18 protein-coding genes and 1 pseudogene are annotated in these 21,094 nt (G+C 43.7%); 4 read left to right on the top strand and 15 right to left on the bottom strand.

Annotated elements, in window-relative coordinates; genetic code table 11:
- Window positions 1-603: an amidohydrolase family protein gene (locus tag L2748_RS08020; protein WP_420833305.1), complete on the top strand. Its 603-nt coding sequence runs from the start codon at window positions 1-3 to the stop codon at window positions 601-603.
- 57 nt (window positions 604-660) lie between these two features.
- Here the strand turns inward: L2748_RS08020 and L2748_RS08015 are convergent, their stop codons facing one another.
- The 5 genes from L2748_RS08015 to L2748_RS07995 form a co-directional block, all read right to left on the bottom strand.
- Entirely contained in the window at window positions 661-1,215 is a 555-nt protein-coding gene (locus L2748_RS08015; RefSeq protein ID WP_220779183.1) for a PepSY domain-containing protein, read from the bottom strand.
- Window positions 1,216-1,281: 66 nt separating this feature from the next.
- A complete protein-coding gene (locus L2748_RS08010) occupies window positions 1,282-3,330 on the bottom strand; it encodes a TonB-dependent receptor (protein WP_220779184.1) in 2,049 nt (682 codons plus the stop codon).
- Window positions 3,331-3,431: 101 nt separating this feature from the next.
- A complete protein-coding gene (locus L2748_RS08005; RefSeq protein WP_220779185.1) occupies window positions 3,432-4,841 on the bottom strand; it encodes a sensor histidine kinase in 1,410 nt (469 codons plus the stop codon).
- Entirely contained in the window at window positions 4,838-5,524 is a 687-nt protein-coding gene (locus L2748_RS08000; RefSeq protein ID WP_220779186.1) for a response regulator transcription factor, read from the bottom strand. Before L2748_RS08000 ends, L2748_RS08005 begins: the two co-directional genes overlap by 4 nt.
- Window positions 5,525-5,697: 173 nt before the next feature.
- The gene (locus L2748_RS07995) at window positions 5,698-6,996 is read right to left on the bottom strand and encodes an NCS2 family permease (protein WP_276516263.1); all 1,299 of its coding nucleotides are present in this window, start codon (window positions 6,994-6,996) and stop codon (window positions 5,698-5,700) included.
- A 502-nt stretch (window positions 6,997-7,498) separates the two neighbouring features.
- Between L2748_RS07995 and L2748_RS07990 the strand changes: the two genes are divergently transcribed.
- Window positions 7,499-8,251 (top strand): sporulation protein, encoded by a 753-nt coding sequence (locus L2748_RS07990; protein ID WP_220779188.1) that lies wholly within the window; start codon window positions 7,499-7,501, stop codon window positions 8,249-8,251.
- 421 nt (window positions 8,252-8,672) lie between these two features.
- Window positions 8,673-9,895, top strand: a pseudogene (gene gltS / locus L2748_RS07985) (sodium/glutamate symporter).
- An 87-nt stretch (window positions 9,896-9,982) separates the two neighbouring features.
- On the opposite strand, the gene L2748_RS07980 reads toward gltS, so the two are convergent.
- The 4 genes from L2748_RS07980 to L2748_RS07965 all read right to left on the bottom strand — a co-directional run bounded on the left by L2748_RS07980 (window position 9,983) and on the right by L2748_RS07965 (window position 13,167).
- Window positions 9,983-10,873 carry a DMT family transporter gene (locus L2748_RS07980; protein WP_220779190.1) on the bottom strand — a complete coding sequence of 297 codons (891 nt, stop codon included), beginning with the start codon at window positions 10,871-10,873 and terminating at the stop codon, window positions 9,983-9,985.
- A 144-nt stretch (window positions 10,874-11,017) separates the two neighbouring features.
- Complete coding sequence (locus L2748_RS07975) at window positions 11,018-12,115, bottom strand: alkene reductase (protein WP_220779192.1); 1,098 nt, start codon at window positions 12,113-12,115, stop codon at window positions 11,018-11,020.
- 147 nt (window positions 12,116-12,262) lie between these two features.
- Window positions 12,263-12,640 carry a lactoylglutathione lyase gene (gene gloA, locus L2748_RS07970; RefSeq protein ID WP_220779194.1) on the bottom strand — a complete coding sequence of 126 codons (378 nt, stop codon included), beginning with the start codon at window positions 12,638-12,640 and terminating at the stop codon, window positions 12,263-12,265.
- 155 nt (window positions 12,641-12,795) lie between these two features.
- Entirely contained in the window at window positions 12,796-13,167 is a 372-nt protein-coding gene (locus L2748_RS07965; RefSeq protein WP_220779195.1) for a DoxX family protein, read from the bottom strand.
- Window positions 13,168-13,324: 157 nt separating this feature from the next.
- Here L2748_RS07965 and L2748_RS07960 point away from each other — a divergent pair, with 157 nt between their 5' ends.
- Entirely contained in the window at window positions 13,325-14,224 is a 900-nt protein-coding gene (locus tag L2748_RS07960; protein WP_220779197.1) for a LysR family transcriptional regulator, read from the top strand.
- Between the two features lie 171 nt (window positions 14,225-14,395).
- Here the strand turns inward: L2748_RS07960 and L2748_RS07955 are convergent, their stop codons facing one another.
- From L2748_RS07955 to L2748_RS07930, 6 genes are all read right to left on the bottom strand, one after another.
- Window positions 14,396-16,588 carry an OsmC domain/YcaO domain-containing protein gene (locus L2748_RS07955; RefSeq protein WP_220779211.1) on the bottom strand — a complete coding sequence of 731 codons (2,193 nt, stop codon included), beginning with the start codon at window positions 16,586-16,588 and terminating at the stop codon, window positions 14,396-14,398.
- 243 nt (window positions 16,589-16,831) lie between these two features.
- Window positions 16,832-17,077 (bottom strand): hypothetical protein, encoded by a 246-nt coding sequence (locus tag L2748_RS07950; protein WP_246616084.1) that lies wholly within the window; start codon window positions 17,075-17,077, stop codon window positions 16,832-16,834.
- 119 nt (window positions 17,078-17,196) lie between these two features.
- On the bottom strand, window positions 17,197-17,844 hold the full coding sequence (locus tag L2748_RS07945) for a flavin reductase family protein (protein ID WP_220779215.1): 648 nt from the start codon (window positions 17,842-17,844) through the stop codon (window positions 17,197-17,199).
- Between the two features lie 12 nt (window positions 17,845-17,856).
- Window positions 17,857-19,506: a cryptochrome/photolyase family protein gene (locus L2748_RS07940; RefSeq protein WP_220779217.1), complete on the bottom strand. Its 1,650-nt coding sequence runs from the start codon at window positions 19,504-19,506 to the stop codon at window positions 17,857-17,859.
- Window positions 19,503-19,670: a DUF2256 domain-containing protein gene (locus L2748_RS07935; protein ID WP_220779219.1), complete on the bottom strand. Its 168-nt coding sequence runs from the start codon at window positions 19,668-19,670 to the stop codon at window positions 19,503-19,505. The genes L2748_RS07940 and L2748_RS07935 overlap by 4 nt, the downstream gene beginning before the upstream one ends.
- The gene (locus L2748_RS07930) at window positions 19,671-21,068 is read right to left on the bottom strand and encodes a DASH family cryptochrome (RefSeq protein WP_220779228.1); all 1,398 of its coding nucleotides are present in this window, start codon (window positions 21,066-21,068) and stop codon (window positions 19,671-19,673) included.
- Between the last annotated feature and the right edge of the window lie 26 nt (window positions 21,069-21,094).

The following is a 21,094-nucleotide window of genomic DNA, read 5'->3' as shown; positions in this document are numbered from 1 at the left end:
ATGTATGGCAAAACCGACGCAGAGATCTATCGTGATTTTGGTTTAATGACCAACAAAACCATTCTTGCACACTCGATTTTCTTAACCCCAGCCGATCACACCATCATTAAAGAAACCGGCGCCAGTATTGCCCACTGCCCGTTATCAAACATGTATTTTGCCAATGCCGCAATGCAGACCCGCGAGATCTTAGATAAGGATCTAAAGTGCGGCCTAGGCAGTGATTTAGCAGGTGCGCCGATCCCATCAATCTTCCACACTTGCCTTGATGCTGTTAACCACTCACGCGTGCGAGAAGACGGTACTTCAACTTACCTAGCAGCCGATACTCGCGGCGAAAGTGGCAGTCGTATCTCATTTTTAGAGTCTTACTGGATGGCAACCGTCGGTGGTGGACAAGCGATTGATGCTAAAGTGGGTTTGTTCCAGCCAGGGTTTGAGTTTGATGCCTTAGTGGTTGATACAGCAGTTGCAGACAGCAATATCTTTATTATTGATGAGATGGACAGCGCTAAAGACAAGTTAGAGAAGATCATTACCCTCAATAACCGTCAGAACATCTGTAAGGTGTGGGTTAAAGGCCGATTGCTGATAGAGAAGTAATCGTAAAATAGAAAGAAGGGCTCGCCCTTCTTTCTGCTAACAACAGCCTATTAATACTTATAAAACAAAGCCAATAACAATCGTTATCGCCCCCGCTAAAATACTATACAAAGCTGGCGTTTTTAATTGCGGTAGCTGTAAGGTAATCACCACGCCGCTGATAATGCTAAAACTTAAACTCGCCGCAAACAAAATCGAAAACCATTTAAAAAATTGCCCAGCAAAACCTTTATGGATAATAAGCAGCTGCAACAACAAATCATGTTCTTTCACCACAAGCTTTGCTGCATTTCCACTATCGGGCTTAATTAGAATCACTTCTTGTTTGTAGCCGTACCAATCATGATTCCCATGCTCAAAATAGTAATCTTCAGGCAGTGCTGCATGGGGCTTATTGAGCAAAAAAGCATTCACTATAGGTAAAGCTTGTGCTTCAGCGGCTGGCCAACCTGCGGGTAAGCTTACGGCATATTCAAATTCATCTGCCACTTTGCCTTTAATGTCGAACATATAAAGTGTGCCAGTAACGATATAAACCAAGGTAATGGGCAAGAAAAAGCATGCCAAATAGGCATGCAATTTCATCCATAACAATCGTGTCTTTGCTTTCATATTGTTTCCATAAACAAAAGGGTAAGCAAAGAAACTTGCTTACCCTTAAAATAACCAAGCTATTTGTTAAAATTGATAGCCAAGCGACAAACGAATATCACGCCCTGCTTCATACAGACCAGCTACCCCTTCCCAACCAGCAACATGGTTGTAATCACCAACACTTGAGTGATCGCGATATTGCTCATCAAATAAGTTTTGCACCGCAAGATTAATGTTTAAGGTTTCGTCATAAAACGGTAACCATTGCACATAAATATCATGTACTTGATAACTAGGCTTATCGATAAACTGAGTTTGATCTATCCAACCGATATCCACACCGCGTTGCAGTACTTCAATGTCATTTAGTGAACTAACATAATTAGCATTCCAGCCCATTTGAATGGTATCGGTTAGGGTGTAATTAACATTTAAGCCAAAGGTGTCGCCACGGGCATTGGCTAAACCTATATGCTCATAGCCTTCAACCGTTTCACCGTTTAGCTCAGCATCATTGTTGCTGTAACTGGCTTGCACTCGCCAATCTTCATAAGCAAACACACCTCTTAGCTCAAAGCCCTTGGTTTCTAGCTTACCGACATTTTCAAAATACACGCCGCGTCCAAGCTGATCATAAATAACATTGTCGATATCAGACTGATAGACGGTTGCCGTTAACTGCCAGTATTCATCATGGTAAGTTAAACCGAGTTCAGTATTATCCACCTCTTCCGCTTTTAAGTCAGGGTCGATAGATGTCCAACCCGGTGCTTGCTCTAACGTAAACGCATCACCAACCTCTTTACCGCGCATCGCTTGAGCGTAACCAGCGGTCACACGCCAGTTCTCATGTAAGTCGTAATTCAAGCCAATGTTGCCACTCACACCATCACTGTCTGTTTTATCGCCGTAGGTCACTTGTTCAAGCGAATACTCGTCGTATCGCAGACCAAAACTTAACAATAAGTCAGCGGTCAACTGCCAGTGATCTTGAATGTATATGCCTTTAACTTCGCCCTCTTCCTTGAACTTGCCAACCAAGGGATCCCATGCCCAATTTTGCCAAACGTCAACAGGTGCTAAATATTGACTGCTGACTTCATCTTTACGGTATTCGATACCATAGGTCAGTGCATGTTGCCCAAGCTGACTGAGATTACGAATATCAAAACCATAAGTGGTCATGTCTGCACCGTATTTACCCCAACGGTCAAAGCGGTTTTGCTCTACTGAGGATTGGGTATGAAACAGGGTGGTTTCTAAATTAATATACTCGCTCGCTAGAAACTGATGATTAACCACAAAGGTTTCACGCTCAGCGTCCATAGGGTACAAGGTGTCTCCCTCTAGCGTTGGCCAGTTAGGTCTTGCGCCAAACTCGCCCTGCTCATTTCTATTTTCATAACTAATGGTTAGGTTTTGATTATCTGTAAGCTCACCGTTAACTTTAAAAAAGCCTAACTTTTGCTTAGCAGATGTGCCATATAGCTCATTGCCGTCACCGTCTTCCATGTTGTTGCGATCAACATAAACATAAGAGCCTAGTAGCCCCCAAGAATCCGTTAGGCGGCCATAGAATGTACCACTGGCTTTATAGCCGTCATTGCTGAAGTAACCCGCTTTGAGGCTGCCGCCGAAGCGCTCATCAGAATCAAGTAAGTCATCAACATTTTTGGTTTTAAAGCGAATTGCACCGCCGATAGCACCAGCACCACTGGTGGCTTCACCCGCTCCCGCTTGTACTTCAACCTCTTTTAATAGTTCTGGTTCAATGGCTACGCGGCCAATATGGTGAAATAGCGTGCCTGTTTGCGGCGCGCCATCAACGGTGACATTAAATAAAGTGTCTTCTAGGCCGCGGATATACACTTTCTGAGCAATGCCTAATGAACCGCCGACTGAAACTGACGGTACAAAGCGAAATATGTCCGCCAAATCATTAGCCTGATATTTTTCTAACTCTTCAGGGGTGATTTCGGTATTGGTTGTTTGTCCAACTACCACCACAGACTCGATATCATCAAAGTCTGTTGATTCAGCAGCGTCGGCCGCATAAACATTGCCAGCCATAAAAGCTAAACTAAGTGATACAACAAGTGGGTGAAGTTTTTTTCCTGACAGGGTGGGAGCCATAATTTATCCATAATGCAGCAAATTCGTAGTGAGAATTATTATCATTTAAGGGTTAAAAAACAGCTATTTTACAATTGTTACATTTGACCGCAATTTAAGCCCTATTGGGGCAGCACAATTGTCATACGTAAACCTGTGGTAACTTGGTCGACAACTTCATTGCTAGCTTGGATCTGAGCATTAATTGCAGCTAGCTGCCTTTTAGCCAGTGCTAAACCTAAACCAAAGCTACTGCCATCTGCGGTGCGTGATTTATCGACTCTAAAAAATGGCTTAAAAATCGCGGTTAGGTACTCCTCTGGTACACCAGGGCCTTGATCGACAATGTCGATCCGATAGTGATTATTCTCTTTATGCATACTCATCGACACCGTTTTGCCGCGAGCGGTATAGCGCAGTGCGTTACGCAATACATTTTCAATTGCTTGCCCAGCAGCTCGATGATTCGATTGACATGCTAATGCGCTATTAGGCAGTTGGTAAACAATATTTCTATCAGGAAACTCAAACTTGGCATCTTCGATAAGCACATCTAATAGATCCACCAACTCGACTGTTTCTTCATTCAGTAACGGCTGCTCATTTTCAAGCCACGCAAGAATGAGAGTATCTTCCACCAGCTTACGAATGTGTTTGGATTCACGACCAATTCGGCTGACGGCCTCTGCATTTATAACGGGCTGTGTCCCCCCTTCGAGCGCAATATCAAGGCGGTTGACAACTTCTGTGCTTATCGCGGAGTGTGTTACTCCTTCAAGCGCAATATCAAGCCGGGTGAGTGGCGTGCGCAGCTCATGAGATAAATCCGCAATTAACTGCCTTTGGCTGATAATCTGCTCGCTGATCCGCTGCGCCATATTATCAAATGCCAAGGCTAACTCTGAAAACTCGTCACTACGATTTCCCATTAAGGCTTTAGCACTGATATCAAACTGCCCTTTACTAAAGTGCCCTGTAACCTGCTGCAATTGCACTAACGGTTTCATGATATGGCGGTATAAAACAAACGAAAGTAATGCTAGCAATATCGCCGGTAAGATAATTTGGAAAGTAATTTCAGTTTGTCGCCAGTAATCACCGGGGCGCATTCGATTAGGTAATTGAATGAGAAAGCTGACTTGCTGATCCTTAAAAGGTAGCTCCATTATCGGGTTATCGGCAAAGTACAAATGGACTTTCCATTCGATATTACGACCTAAATTATAACCTTGGTTAAATCGGTCATTTAGCGCATCGCCGGCAATATGGTTAACTTCATAATTGGCCACCGCTGCCCATGTGTTTTCTTGTAATTTTAACTCGGTTAACCACTGTTCCAGCTCTGTGCGGCTGCCATGGTTATATAATTCTTCAGCTGTTTCCCCCCATGCTTTGAGCGTTTGCCGATCTTCTAGCGCCAGTAAACTCATGCCCTCTTCAGTGCGGGAGATAAAAAGGCTAATCACATAAAATAGCGCGACTACGCCCGTAGCGATAATTAAACACAGCTTCCAGAAAAGTTTACGGCTCATAGTAGGCAATACCCTTTACCATGGCTGGTTTGCAATCGCTCCCCGGGCCAGTTTGCCTCGGTGAGCTTGCGCCTAACTCGGCTCAAATGCATATCGAGACTACGGTCGTATGCACCGATATTCCGATTGAGGACTCTTTGATATAGATAGGCCTTACTCAACACTTCACCTTTGTGTTGTAGGAGCTCCCATAATAGTTTGAATTGGATCGGGGTAAACTCTAATGCTTGACCTGCAACCTCAACAGACTGGGCTCGACTATTAAGCTGGAGGCTATCAATAGATAACGCTTGAAGCGGATGATCCGCCTCCTTGGCATAGCTGCGACGCAGCATCGCTTCTATACGTAAAATCAGCTCTGCAGAACTGAACGGTTTAGCCACATAGTCGTCTGCGCCTTGGCTAAATCCCTGGACTCGCTCCTGCTCCGCGCCCTTAGCCGTTACCATGATCACTGGGGTTTGGCAGGTCTTACGTAATATTTTTAATAACGAAAAACCGTCTCGAATAGGCAGCATCACATCCAATAAAATGAGCTGGTACTTATCCGTGGCCGCTTGCAGTAAGCCCGCTTCGCCATCAAAACACTGATCGACCAAATAGCTTTTTTGTTGCAGCATTGCAGTGAGCTGATCATTTAAAATGACATCATCTTCAACGACTAAAACCCTAATCACAGTCATAACAATTGGTTCACCAACTTAAAACAAAAGGGTCAGTGTAATCCGTTAGTTAAATCATTCAACCATCTTTACTTTTCTCGTAAACTATCAATATCCCCCCCAAAAAAATTAAAAAGGCTCAGAAGCATGCTTCTGAGCCTTTAGTCTGTTCAATTAACTGTTAAGCCAGCCGATTAGTGACCATCAACAAAAGCAAACTTGATGATAAATAGCAGTGCCACTAAGGCAACACCAGGGTGAATTTCACGCCAGCGGTTAGTTCCCACTTTTAGCACGCAGTAAGTAATAAAACCTGCTGCAACCCCTTCAGTAATCGAGAAAGTAAACGGCATCATCACCGCAGTGATAAAGGCCGGTGCCGACTCTGTTAAGTCTTTACCATCGATTTTCGCCAGCTCTGATGACATCAAAATTCCCACATAAACCAATGCGCCCGCAACTGCGTAACCCGGCACCATTGCCGCTAATGGTGAGAAGAAGATTACTAAGATAAACAATAGGCCCGCCACAATCGCGGCTAGACCTGTACGCCCCCCCGCAGCCACGCCTGCAGAGCTTTCAATGTAAGCGGTAACCGTTGATGTGCCCATATAAGCGCCGACAACAGACGTCGCAGAGTCGGTGATCAAGGCTTGCTTCATACGTGGGAAACGACCGCGCTTGTCGGTAAAGCCACATTTTTCGGTCACACCTATCATGGTGCCAGAGCTATCAAATAGACTAACCAGTGCAAATGAGAAAATCACCCCCATTAGCGCGACATCAAGTGAACCTGCTAAGTCTAGCTCACCAAAGGTATTACTAATACTTGGCGGCATAGACACGATGCCAGTATATTCAATATCGCCCATCAATGCCGCAATAGCGGTGACGACTGCAATTGAAATAAGCACAGCAGAATGGACACCATGTGAGGCTAATATCACAATAATAAAGAAGCCTAGTGCACCTAATACACATTCTAGTGAGCTTAAGTCACCCACAGTAATCATGGTTGCAGGGCTTGCCACCACAATACCTGCGTTACTAAAACCGACCATGGCGATAAGTAAACCAATACCACTTGGAATACCAATACGTAAGCATTTTGGAATGTTAGTTAAAATCCAAGAGCGGATCCCAAGTAACGACACAATGGCAAAACACACCGCGCCCCAAAAAATGGTACCCATACCTACTTGCCAGCTTACGCCCATCCCCACAACCACAGAAAAAGCGAAAAAGGCATTTAAGCCCATTGCTGGAGCCAGTGCGATAGGTAAGTTAGCAATCAAGCCCATAGCGATACAACCAATAGCGCTGATCAAACAGGTCACCACAAATACCGCGCTGGCATCCATACCCGCAGCAGACAAAATTTGCGGATTAACAAAAACGATATACACCATGGTCATAAAGGTAGTGATACCGGCAATCACCTCAGTTGAAACACTAGTGTTGTGGGCAGATAATTTAAAAAAGCGCTCTAACACGCCTGACTTTGCAAGCATATCATTAGAACTTGCTGCACTATTCGTTGTTGCAGCTTTAACATCGCTGTGCGGTGTATGACTTGGCGTACTCATAACTAGATTATTTCCATCTGAACTTCACTGTTGCCACAGCAAAAAATGGCTTATTTATCGCCATTTTTACGTTTGCGGCGCGCGCACTTAATCCCCAGAATAGGCATTCTGAAGATAACGATTAAACAATTTCGGTTTAGGTAACGAAAGGGGCGTTATTGTAGAGTACTGACGGCCTTAAACATGAGTGATTCACATCACATATTGCAGAGTTTTTTAGAGGGAAATAAGCTTTCGGCAACCGTCTATAGCCATAACTCCGGTGACAGACAGTAAATAAGTGCTTACTACGAGTAAGTGCTCAGTAACGATGATTTAACTAACCTATTAGATACAAAGTAGTTATTGAGCTGAACCACACCTAATGCTAGTGTCTCGCTCAAGCTTATTTAGATCCAAGGAAAGATAAATGCTAAAAAAACTTCTCGCCAGTGTTGGTATTGGCAAAGCCACCGTTGATACCATTTTACTTGATGAACAATTACGTGCTGGTGATACCTTTGCTATCGAAGTCGTCATTAAAGGTGGCGATGTTGAGCAACAGCTAAACGGTCTAGAATTTGCCATTATGGCCGAAGCTAAAGCCGAGCAAGAAGTCGGTGACAATGAAGTTAAGTACAACAAAAGCCTAGTACTGCAAAGCTGGCAACCTAGCCTAGATATCACTATTCAGCCTGGCGAAACCATCACTCAGCAATTTGAGTTAGATCTGCATCCAGAGATCCCCGCTTCTAACTTATTTGGTCAGCGTATTGCCAAAGTATGGCTGCAAACTGGCTTAGATATTAAAAATGGCATAGATGGCTCAGATAAAGACCCATTAATCATTGTGCCGTCAAATACCCAGCTTTCGGTATTAGAGTTCATAGAAAACAGCGGTTACCGTTTATTTAAATCAGATCTTGAAGTTGGCTATATTAGTGCACAAAACTTTTCGTCTCACTTACCCTGTTACCAAGAATACGAATTTAAACCAGAGTCTCGTTCTTTCTTTGGTGCTAAAGAGCTAGAAGTCACCTTTGTTGATAACGGCGCAGAAACTGGCGTACTCATTGAAATTGACAGAGCATTCTCAGGCGATGGCTACCACAGTGTGTCGATTCCTAATTATTGCGATAACGTTGACAGTGTTAGACCATATATTGAAAGGCTACTGAGTTAAAAAATTAAGACAGTTTAAAATCGAAGACTAACAACAAAAGCCAGTTCCCCATACTGGCTTTTCTTTTATAAACTTGATACTGAAATTCACTTTTACTTGGCTACTGTTCAAAACACCAGCTTAAACTCGCCATTATCTCCATTTCTAACTGCAAACAGAATATTTGACCAATATTGCGGCACAGCTCACTCACGAATAATAAAAGCTGCTACCTAGGTCAAATATAAATAAATATTAATCCAAATCGTACAATTAGCGTACAACCAGAGATATCCCAGAGATAAATAAGTGTGGCAGTATATGCCGCCACCAAATAGGCGTAAAAATAAAAAACCAACAAAAACAAACCAATAAAAACAAAAAGTCAGCAACAAATAAACAGGTTTTTTATAACGACTTTATCTATTTTGCTAGGAGTCATATGAATACAGTCTTTACCATTGGCGAACTCGAATCATTTTTAGTCGCGATTCTCGTGCTATTTATCGGTCATGCGGTTAACCGCTATATCCCAATATTAAAAAATATAATATCCCCGAACCCATTGTCGGCGGCTTAATTATTGCTGCTGCTATAACAGTGCTGCACTTCAACGATATTACCGTTGCCTTTAGCCTATCGATGCAAAACACCCTGATGCTGATGTTCTTTAGTACCGTAGGTTTAGCGGCAAACTATAAGTTGCTACTAAAAGGCGGCAGTAAAGTTTTCATCTTCTTAGGTGTCGCGTCACTGTTTATTGTTATTCAAAATATTGTCGGCGTTAGTTTAGCTAACCTTTTAGGGCTTGAGTCCTTTATGGGCTTGATTGCAGGCTCGATTACCCTATCGGGTGGACATGGCACAGGCGCAGCTTGGGCTGATACCTTCCAAACTGAATACGGCATCAACACACTTGAGTTTGCCATGGCAGCGGCTACTTTTGGTTTGGTAATGGGCGGTATTATCGGTGGTCCAGTTGCCCAGCAACTTATTAATAAAAACAAGCTCGTTTCTAGCTACGGAATTGGTGGCAATCATCACACTGATCACCCCGATCTTGTAACTTATGATCAATTAGAAATTGACCGAGTCACAGCCAAGAGCGTGCTAGAAGTCCTGTTCATCATGCTACTTTGTGTTGCTGGTGCGAAGTGGACTAGCACACTTATTGAAGTGGTTGGTGCAAGCTGGTTAAAAATGCCAGAGTTTGTTTATGCGCTGTTTATTGGCGTGATTATTACTAACTGTACTGAACTGTCACGTAGCTACAAAATAAACAGTGAGTGTGTTGATGTGCTAGGTTCGGTATCGCTAGCGCTGTTCCTGTCAATGGCACTAATGAACCTAAAACTATGGGAAATTTTTGACCTTGCTATTCCACTACTCATTATATTAGTGGTGCAAACAGCGGTACTTGCGTTATTTGCTTATTTCGTGACATTTAAGATGATGGGCAGCAATTACGATGCCGCAGTCATGGCGGGCGGTCACTGTGGCTTTGGCCTAGGTGCTACGCCAACAGCAGTAATGAACATGGGCGCGCTAGTTTCAAGAACCGGCCCGTCACCGCAAGCCTTTATGGTGGTGCCAATTGTAGGCGCGTTCTTTGTCGATATCGTTAACGCGATTATCCTCAAAGGTTTTATGAGCTTTGTTGGCTAACTATCACTAGCCGGAAAGTTATGTAAAAGCAGACAGCACAAAACCGAAAAAAGCCAGCTAAAATAGCTGGCTTTTTTTAATCCATCTTCATGCTGATTTAGCTAATTCCATCTTAGCAAGCTCTGCCTTGGCATAACGCCTAGAAAGCTTTATATAGGTAATCAAAGACAGGAAAATCACCCCACCACCCAGTAGCTTTTGCGGTTCTAATGTTTCACCCAGCACACTAATACTGAGTAATAAGGTCCAGACTGGTTCTAAAATCATTAATAGTGCCGCTGTTTCCATGCTGACTTTATACTGCCCCATGGTTTGTAATAGGTAGCGCACAGAGGTTGCTGCAACCGTTGAAACCACAAACCACACCATCAGTTGATTGGAAAACTGCACAGCATCTGGCTCTGTGTATAGCGTGTATAACAAGCCAACTAAACCAACCACAAACAGCTGCAAGCAGATAGAAACAAGCGGTTTTAAATTGCCGCTAATACGCTTATTCATCACAAAGTGTACTGACAGCAAAGCCGATGCGAGCAAGAACAATAACTGGCTCGACTCCATCTTCCAGCCATTAGTTAAGCTCATTAACATCATGCCGCTCACACTGACCGGCAGTGCAATCCAAAATGCACGATTAGGTTTAACTTGAAACAGTAACCAGGCAGTTAAAGGCGCAATAATCATGGCTAAACTCATGATAAATGCGCCCTCAGATAAGCCATCACTTATCGATACCGCATAAATCCATACTTGTAATGCTAAGCCTAAAAACACCCCAACACCACAGGCTGACAGCACTTGCTTGGCGCTTAACTTAAGTAAACTTTTATAGCAAAAAGGCACTAAAATCAGGCTTGCGAGTATAAATCTACTCGCAATAAACATTTCTCCCGCCATTGACTGTACAACCACTTTTGAGGCAATCCAGCCCATAGCAGCCAATAAGGTGGCGACAAAAAGATACAAGACTCCGCGCATTATGAGCACTCTTAAAAAGGAGATGGATACGTTATTTTGATATGGAGAGAAGTGACAACATCAAAATAGACAGCACAAAACAAAATAGCAATCCACATGGGATTGCTATTACTGACTATTTTAAATTAGGAAGTGCGGCTAATGCTACTGATTATATTCACTGTAATCAGTTAAGCCTTTTTCAGCGCCACCAAACAAGGTTGCAGGGTCGTGCGTAGCAAGCTCAAATCCATGCTTAATACGATTAGGTAGGTCAGGGTTTGCCACAAATGGACGCCCGAAACCAATCATATCGGCTAAACCATCTGCGACAGTTTGCGCCGCTTTGTCAGCGTCATATTTACCGGCATAAATCAGCACACCATCAAACGCATCACGCACGGCACGTTTAAATGTTGCAGGCGTTTCAGGCGCATCGTCCCAGTCCACTTCTGCAAGGTGCAGATACACAATATTGTGCTTGTTAAGTAATGCTGCCGCTGCGGTATAGGTCTCTTCAGGGGTCGCATCGACAGTGCCGTTGAGTGAGGTAAATGGCGCTAAACGCACACCGACTTTATCGCTGCCGATGGCATCCACCATTGTTGCCACCACTTCATCTAAAAAGCGCAAACGATTTTCAATGCTGCCACCGTATTCGTCGGTACGGTTATTCGCTTCAGAATCAATAAACTGATTCACCAAGTAACCGTTAGCTGCGTGCAGTTCAATGCCATCAAAGCCTGCTTCAACTGCGTTTAACGCCGCTTGACGGTACTGAGCAATCACCATTTCAATATCGGCTTTAGTCATTTCGCGCGGTTCAACCACTTCAACAAAACCTGGCTCATCACTGCCATTATCGATAAAGACTTTTACACCTTCAGCTTTTAAAGCCGATGATGAAATTGGCTGCTCACCACCAATATTGTCAGGGTGCGTCACACGGCCAACGTGCCATAACTGAGCAAAAATAACCCCGCCTTTTTCATGTACGGCGTCAGTGGTTTTCTTCCAGCCAGCAATTTGTGATGGGCTGTAAATGCCCGGCGTCCACGCATAGCCTTGGCCCATTGGCGAAATTTGGGTGCCTTCAGCAACAATTAACCCAGCCGATGCACGCTGCGCGTAATAAGTGGCCATCATATCGTTAGCTTCATTACCTGGCTGAGTGGCGCGCGAACGGGTCATTGGAGGCATCACAATGCGGTTATTAAGAGTGTGGCGGCCTAGTTGTACTGGTTGAAATAGTGCGTTTTTCATTTTCAATTCCTCTTAAGCGACGCTGCTCAGCCTAAAAATAATATAAAACTTCAGCAGTCTGCTGAGCGCGGTTAAATTCTGATAACAGTGATAAACCTGTGCGATGAACTAACGTGAGAAACCTGAGCTATAAATTATCGTAATCAACTAGCTAAGCTGAATAAGCTCAATTTGATAGCCATCAGGATCGGTAATAAAGGCAATATGAGTCGAGCCACCTTTTACCGGCCCCGGTTCGCGAGTCACATTACCGCCAAGCGCTGTAATCTTATCGCAAGCAGCATAAATATCATCGGTACCTAACGCCAAGTGGCCAAATGCAGTACCTTTTTCATAGCTGTTGGTGTCCCAGTTATGGGTTAATTCGATTGTGGTGCCGCCAGCTTCAAAGCCAACAAACACTAAGGTGTAGCGGTACTCAGTGTTGTCTGTTCTTTCAAGTACCTTCATACCCAACACTTTGTTGTAAAACTCAATTGATTTGTCTAAATCAACAACACGCAACATGGTGTGTAAAAACTTCATCTTTAGCTCCAAAACACATTCGCTGATCTTGCTAGCAGGGATGATTATCACTCCCGCGTAAGCAATCTATGGAGGCTATATTAAGGCAATTAAATCCAGATAAATAATTATGATGTTTTCTTATTATTATAATTATTTGTTATCAACAGTTGTTATTAGAAGTTAAGCGTTAGCAGCGCTAGCGCTAGCGCTAGCAGCAAAGTGACTGCGGCAGGGATCGCATCGCTGCATTTATCAAATCGATAGTGAAACCCAAGTGCACCAAAAGAAGTAACCGCTATCATTCCTGCTCCTATGGTTTGCCATTGAAGGTCGCCCCAACATAAAGCTGCTAATAACAGCAGTGCGGCTGTAAATTCAATAATACCGACAGCAAACATTGCCGCTCTATTTAAGCCATACTTTTTAAAGAAATTGAGCTGGGTTTCGAATATAAACTTCTGCCAACCAGTTAATTTTATTGAGCCTGCAAACATAAAAAATACCATCAGTAATGCAGATATTGTCGAGGAAATAGTTAAGGTCATTATTTTGTTCTCCGCATAAGTAAGACTTACATTTAACCATTCCAGACAAGGCAGAATAATAGCTTTATTAGACTTATACTGATTCCTATTTGGAATGCATTAATTAAGTAAGTAAACTAATAAGGATATAAGCCCTAATCAGTTAGTAGGTAACTGCATGGATAAATACGATTGTCAGCGCCTTTTCATTCGCGTCGCTCAGCTTGGCAGTTTTACCGCAGCGGCCGAAAATTTAAATCTGACACAAAGTGCTGTGAGTAAAAGAATTGCTTGGTTAGAGCATAGGATTGGCTTTAGCTTATTCCACCGAAATAGTCGGCAAGTAAACCTCACCAGCCAAGGAAAAGAATACCTTAGCTATTGCGATAAGCTGCTTGATGAAATGAGTTACACCGAGTCACGCTTAAAGGAAGAGTTGAATCAAGTTAGCGGCGAGTTAAGCTTGTCGTTACCAAGCGCGATGGCAACCACCCTATTAGCCAAGCCGATAAGCCAGTTTATGCAGCTGCACCCACTGCTTAAGATCAATATCTCGGTTAATGATCGCTTAGTGGATTTAATCGAAACTAATACCGATATTGCTGTGCGAGTGAGCCAGCTTGCAGACTCAAACTATAAGGCACGCTTTTTATTTAATAATCGGGCGATACTCGTCGCATCTGCAGAGTACTTAACCCACCAAGCAAAGATAACCATACCGAGCGACTTAGCCCAACAGCGGTGCTTGAGCTATTCATTAAGCGCGTTGTCTAACACTTGGCAATTAACCGATAACCACCAGCAAGTCAGCAAAGTGAATGTAAATAGCGCTTTTAGTAGTGATAGTGCAGAAATGCTATTAGCTATGGCTAAAATGGGCCAAGGCATTACCGCCTTGCCGAGTTGGATGGTAGAACCTGCGCTAGCTAACCAAGAGCTACAACAAGTTTTACCCGCTTATAGTGCAGCTAACTTACCTATGTATGCGGTTTATAAGGCTAGTGAGTACCAAACCCAGCGAGTACGGGCATTTATCGATTATTTGGTGGCTTATTTTACCGATAAGTTTACCGATTGAAGGCTAGTGTTAAGGGCTAGTGTTAAGGGCTAGTCTTAAGAGCTAGTATTGCAGAGCAGCGATTGCTGCTGGTAATCAATAATAACGCCCACAAAAAAGCGAACCTATGAATGAGCAAGGTTCGCTTTTTAATGGTTAATAACTTATCTCGTTAAAACAGCTTAACGCATGTTATTTAGCCATGTTTGCCACTTTAGCGCGAGCGCTATGCAGCTTCTTGTAGCTTTCAATTAAGCGTAAGTGTGGCTCAATGCCTTCAAGTGCCATACTTGTTTTAGTTAAGCCGTAGAAACGCACTTCACCGCTAACTGTGCCCACAACGTTTTGCATCACATCGATGCCGAACATACGGTTGAAGTTATGGATAAAGTGTTCAAGCTCAAGCTCTTCGTCCATTTCCACTTCAAGTACTGCGCTAACCGCTTGATAGAACAAGCCACGCTCAACCGTGTTGTCGTTAAACTGTAGGAAACTGTCGACTAGCTCCATCGCCTCTTCTGCTGCGCCCAGTGCTAGATAGATTAAGATCTTAAGCTCAATAATCGTTAGCTGACCCCAGACTGTGTTTTCATCAAACACGATACCAATCATGGTGCGGATGTCAGTGTAGTTATCTAGCTGGCTTTCTTCTAGGCGGTTAACTAAATTTACTAGCTCTTCATCAGAAAGCGAGTGCAGATTAAGAATATCTTCGCGGTACTCCAGCGCCTTGTTGGTGTTATCCCAAATCAAGTCATCAACTGGGTACACTTCAGAGAAGTCTGGTACCAACATGCGGCAAGCTGATGCGCCAAGTTGGTCAAATTCTGCGGTATACACCTCTTTACCTAAATCGGCCAAAATACCAAATAAGCTGTCAGCTTCTTCTTGGTTAGTACCAGAGAAATCCCACTCGCAGAAATCAAACTCAGCATTGCTGCTGAAGAAGCGCCATGAAATTACACCAGTTGAATCAATAAAGTGTTCCACAAAGTTTTCAGGCTCAGTGACTGCCATGCTGTTAAAAGTTGGCTTTGGTACATCGTTTAAGCCTTCGAAGCTACGACCTTGCAATAGCTCAGTTAAGCTGCGCTCTAATGCCACTTCAAAGCTTGGGTGTGCGCCAAATGAAGCAAATACACCGCCAGTTTTCGGGTTCATTAGGGTCACACACATCACTGGGAATTGACCGCCTAATGATGCATCTTTAACAACAACTGGGAAGCCCTGCTCTTCCAGACCGTTAATACCGGCAAGAATACTTGGGTACTTTTCAAGTACGCTCATTGGCACTTCTGGCAGGATAATTTCTTGCTCGATGATTTGGCGTTTAACTGCACGCTCAAAGATCTCTGACAGACACTGAACCTGCGCTTCTTGGATATTGTTACCCGCGCTCATACCGTTACTTAAGAACAAGTTCTCAATCAGGTTTGATGGGAAGTAAACCGTTTCACCGTCTGAGTGACGAGTATATGGAATACTGCAAATGCCGCGGTCGATATTGCCTGAGTTAGTATCAATCAGGTTAGAGCCTGCAAGTTCGCCTTCTGGGTTGTAGATCTCAAGACAATATTCATCAAGAATGCCAGTTGGCAGTGAGTCATCGTCAGTGAGTGCGAACCACTTTTCATTTGGGTAATGCACAAATTCACTGTTAGCAATCTCTTCACCAAAGAACTGGTCGTTGTAGAAGAAGTTGCAGTTTAGACGTTCGATAAACTCGCCCAGTGCAGAACAAAGCGCGCTCTCTTTGGTTGCACCTTTACCGTTAGTGAAACACATAGGTGATGCCGCATCACGAATATGCAGTGACCACACGTTTGGCACGATATTGCGCCATGATGAGATCTCAATCTTCATGCCTAAGTCGGCTAGCATGCCAGTCATGTTGGCAATGGTTTGCTCAAGCGGTAAGTCTTTACCTAAGATATAAGTGCTAGCATCGCTGTCGCTTTGACCCATTAGCATCGCATTAGCGTCTGCATCTAGGTTTTCAACGGTTTCAATCTTAAATTCTGGGCCAGTTTGCACCACTTTTTTAACGGTACAACGCTCAATCGAGCGCAAAATGCCTTGGCGATCTTTGTCAGAAATATCGTCTGGCAATTCAACTTGGATTTGGAAGATCTGGTTATAACGATCTTCAGGATCAACGATATTGTTTTGCGACAAACGAATGTTTTCAGTTGGAATATCGCGAGCCTTACAATACACCTTGATAAAGTAAGCCGCACACAAAGCAGATGATGCTAAGAAGTAATCAAATGGACTCGGTGCTGAGCCATCGCCTTTATAACGGATTGGCTGATCGGCGGTGACGGTAAAGTCGTCGAACTTGGCTTCTAATCTCAAATTATCGAGAAAGTTAACTTTGATTTCCATTGAATATGATTTCCACTTTGTTGCGAGCGCGCCTAAAGAACAAGTCTAGTTTATGAGTTGTTTGCTCAGTAATGAGCATGTTACTCAACGATTGTTAAGGCTAAATAAACGTATTGGGAGAATTATCGGTGTTTTTGGCGCATTAGTCTTGGGTTAATTAACTAAATGCGCTGATTAAGGCTAATTAGTTACTGGCTATTAAATGCTTAATCGCTTAAGTATGGATTCACAATAGAGGCTAACTTATTGGTTATTATCGGCTTCGCGTTTAACCAAAATAAAGGTGAGGTACATTTTGGTGGGCAGTGACAACACCATGCCAAAGGCGACACACATGGCGCTAATGACGATCCCCTGCACGCCCATCGCATGCACGGTTGCGTTAAAATTATGCAGGTAGATCCCCAGTATAATAAGACACAACCCAATGCTAATGCAGGTTTTAAGGATTAAGATCAGCTTTTGGTCTGTGACTTGGCTACCTGACACCATGCGCTCCCTACAATCAACCTTGTACACTAGACAATGTATGATTATGGCGACATGGTGTTTTTTAAACTGATGTAGATCAAATTTAGTTAAGCTAGCGCTAATTAAACAGCTGGCGATTAATGGCCATCTATCGGCAATGTCACCAAGGCCTTATCAGGTTTAGCATAACTTAAGCGCGCCAATCTTTGGGTTTGGTGATAGCTATCAAGCCCTGATACGGCAACACTTTCCAGCGCTTCAATATCAATATAACCATCTTCTTTTAGGCCTGACTCATCCACCATAATATGAGTAATTTCGCCTATCACTAAGATTGTACCGTTAATTGCTAGCGGCATTATTTCTCTCAGTTCAAGCGAAAATTTAAGCTGACTTTGCGCAACAAAAGGCGCCTCAATACCAGCAACAAATTCAGCTGATAGACCGACTTTATCGAACTCAGACACCTCTGCAGCATAACGCGCTGAAGTCTGATGCGCCTGACGATAAATATTGGCTGATACATGGTTAATGGTATAGCAGCCCATTTGCTCAATATTGCTTAGCGTATCGCGAGGCACACTATCGGGGCGAATAACCATCCCCATCAATGCAGGGCTAGCACCGAGATGAAAACACGAGCTAATAATCGCCACATTGCTATGCCCCTCTTCACTTATCGTTGCGACTAAATTGGCGCTTTTAAATCCAGACAAACTGTTGATTAAGCGTGCCCGGCTACGCTGTTCCATCTGCTCAATATCAGCAAAATTAATATGTTTCATTTATCAATATCCTTATAAATTATCGATATTTCGAATCAAATACTCAGCACGTTGTAAAATAAGTTGCTGTGCTTCAGGCGGCTTTTTTAGCCAGTTGGCATAAACCATACGCGTACGTGGATTGCCCTTAAAATCATCAATATGTTGCTGCATAAAATGCCAATAAAGTGCATTTAGCGGACAAGCATTATCGCTGTGACTTTGTTTCACCTCGTACTGACAACCACTGCAGTAATCACTCATTTTATTGATGTAGTTACCGCTTGCAGCATACGCTTTGGAGCCCACAATGCCGCCATCGGCAAACTGACTCATACCACGGGTATTGGGCATCTCGACCCACTCAATAGCGTCGATATAAATGCCCAGATACCAAGCGTCAACCTCATCGGGATCAATACCCGCGATTAAGCAAAAGTTTCCGGTTACCATTAAGCGCTGAATGTGGTGAGCGTAAGCATAATCAAGGGATTGTTTTATCGCGTGCTGCATACAGTTCATTTTGGTATTACCACTCCAAAACCAGCTCGGTAACTTTCGCCTAGCGCCAAGATGATTCAAGCTGGCGTACTCAGGCATATTTGCCCAATAAACCCCTCTGATAAATTCACGCCAACCTAGAATTTGCCGGACAAAACCCTCAATTTGCGCCAAGGTAATCGCACCATCAGCTTGCTGATAAGTGGCAATAGCGGTATCGACGACGTGCTGCGGGCTTAACATTTTGGCATTGAGCGCAAACGACAACCGCGAGTGATACAGGCTCCACTGCTTTTTGTATTCTGCAATCGTGACTTGTTCGACTTTGCTGTCTGGAGCAGGCGCTAGCGCTAACTCGCCATTAACAGGTGCTGCGGCCGTGTCTAACTCATGGGTCATCGCATCTTGAAAGCGACCAAAATTGACTAAACAGTGACGACAAAAATATTGGAGTAACTCATTAGCTTGATGACGGCTTACCGGCCACAACAATGCAGCATGAGCAAGGCCAATGGTTTTAACATTATGACGCTTAAGTCGGCTTAAAATATCGCTAACATCGTTAGTAAACGTCAATGGCGTTGGTACAGCTGCAAAATCCGCGGCTTTAAGTTTTTGCCGATTTTCAGCATCATAATTCCACTGCCCACCAGCAGGTTCATTACCTTGCATTAATAGATCAAAGCGGCGACGCAGCTTGCGATAGAAATGCTCTAAACGATGTTTTTTGCCCTGAGAGAAGTAATCCTTTAACTCCGAGTCTGACAAGTAAAAATGCTCAGTTTCAAACGCCATAAAAGGAATAGGTAGCTGGCGACAAAACAGCGATAGCTGCTGGCGTAAACGGTATTCATCAGGTAACTGATACTGAAACTCGCTAATCTGATATTGACTCATTAACTCTGTTAGCAAAGCAGGTAAATCTTGATACTTTGTGGTGTCATCGAGTGTTAAGTGCAACACCTTATGCCCAGCTGTCTGCAGGGCTAATGCAAATGCCTGCATGGCAGCAAAAAAAGCACAAACCTTTTGCACGTGGTGCTTGGCATAGTCTGTTTCTTGCTTTAGCTCAGCAATCACATACAAGGTATCGTCATCTTGCTGTTGGTACCAAGAGTGAGCAGCATTGAGTTGGTCGCCCAATATTAGCCGCAACCTTTTTACAGACGGGTGATCGCTCATGCACTCTCCTTGTCAGTCTCAGTGTTAGCTAGTCTAGATTTTTGGCCTGCGCAGCGCTTGGAGCAATACTTCACTTGCTCCCAATCTTTGCGCCACTTTTTACGCCAATTAAATGGCCTTAAGCACACCAGGCATACTTTTGACTCAAGCTTTGAGTGACTCAACTAGGCCTCCGATTTAGCCAGTAGCGTTTCAGCTTGCAAAGGCCAATCAGCAGCATCAACTGAGTCTAGCGCTTGGCTGCTATTAACCTCTCCCTGCCACTTGGCAATAAACTCGCCTGCAGGATCATAAATCTCTGTTTGTTTTTGTAGATTAAACTGCCGACCGCCGCGAGGATCGACGCCAACACCAGCTATGTATTGCCAATTGCCCCAATTAGACGCCACATCATAATCAACCAACTGCAGCTCGAAATAAGCAGCGCCATAGCGCCAATCAAGACCTAACTCATTAACCAAGCAACTAGCGACAATCTGCCGGCCTCGATTAGACATATAGCCGGTGGCATTAAGCTGTTTCATACACGCATTAACTAATGGATATGGCGTACAGCCACTACACCATTTGGTAAAGCGCTCAGGAAAATAACTGGTTAACGGCGCTGCAGCAGCTAAACCTTTAAACTGAAACAGCGCTTTACCCATACGCAGCGCTAACCAATGAAAATACTCGCGCCATAGCAGTTCGAAGCCTATCCAATAGCTTGAATCACTTGACCCTTGATCTAATTCAAAGTGTTTAAGTGCGTTCCATATCTGCCGAGCAGATAAATTACCCTGAGCAAGATAGGGACTAAATTTGGTTGAATTGTCAAAGCCATCGAATGTATTACGAGTGGCTTTATAGCTATGAGGCAGTGAGGTTAAAAAGTATTGAGTTAAATGTGCTTGTGCTGCTTGCTCGCCCGCTTTAAAAGGAGTGCTAGCCGCAGCACTATTGTCAGATAGCCAAGCGTCACTAACTTTAAAACGCTGTGATGCCAAAGATAAGTCCAATGGCTTTACTCGGCGCTGTGGCCAAGTTTCACAAGGCATGGCAACGGTTAGCAAAGACTTTTCGACCTTGCGACGAAAACAAGAAAAACTGCTAAACGCATCAGCAAGCGAGCTTATTTGCTCAGCACTAAATAAACTGTTGTTCCAATTGGCAAGAAAATTGACTTTACGATTAACGTTTTCTGCCCCGCTCCATGCAGATGCTAATTTATGCCAACGACTTTGTTCCTCAGCCCCCACTGATGCTGTGTATCCCACCAGACTAAAAGCTTCATTATTGATTAGCTCAGACAATACAGTCACAGGATCTCCCAACAAGATCTGTAACTGGTGGCCTTGTGCGCGTAATTGCTGCTCAAGATCCAGCAGGCTGTTGATAATAAAATTTAGGCGGTGCTTTCCTAGCGAGGCTTGATGATAGCGCTGAGCAATAAAGTCTTGTGGGTTGAAGATATAAACCAAGGCAACAGACTCACATTGCTGCAGTACATAATTTAGCGCTTGGTTATCGCTTAACCTTAAATCATTGCTGAAGCAAAAGAGTGCTTTTTTGTGCGGTGACATGCGCTTGCCTATCGTTGCTACTGGTA

The sequence above is a fragment of the Shewanella sairae genome (assembly GCF_023283535.1).
Lineage (GTDB): Bacteria > Pseudomonadota > Gammaproteobacteria > Enterobacterales > Shewanellaceae > Shewanella > Shewanella sairae.
This window is presented reverse-complemented; position numbering and strand designations above follow the sequence as displayed.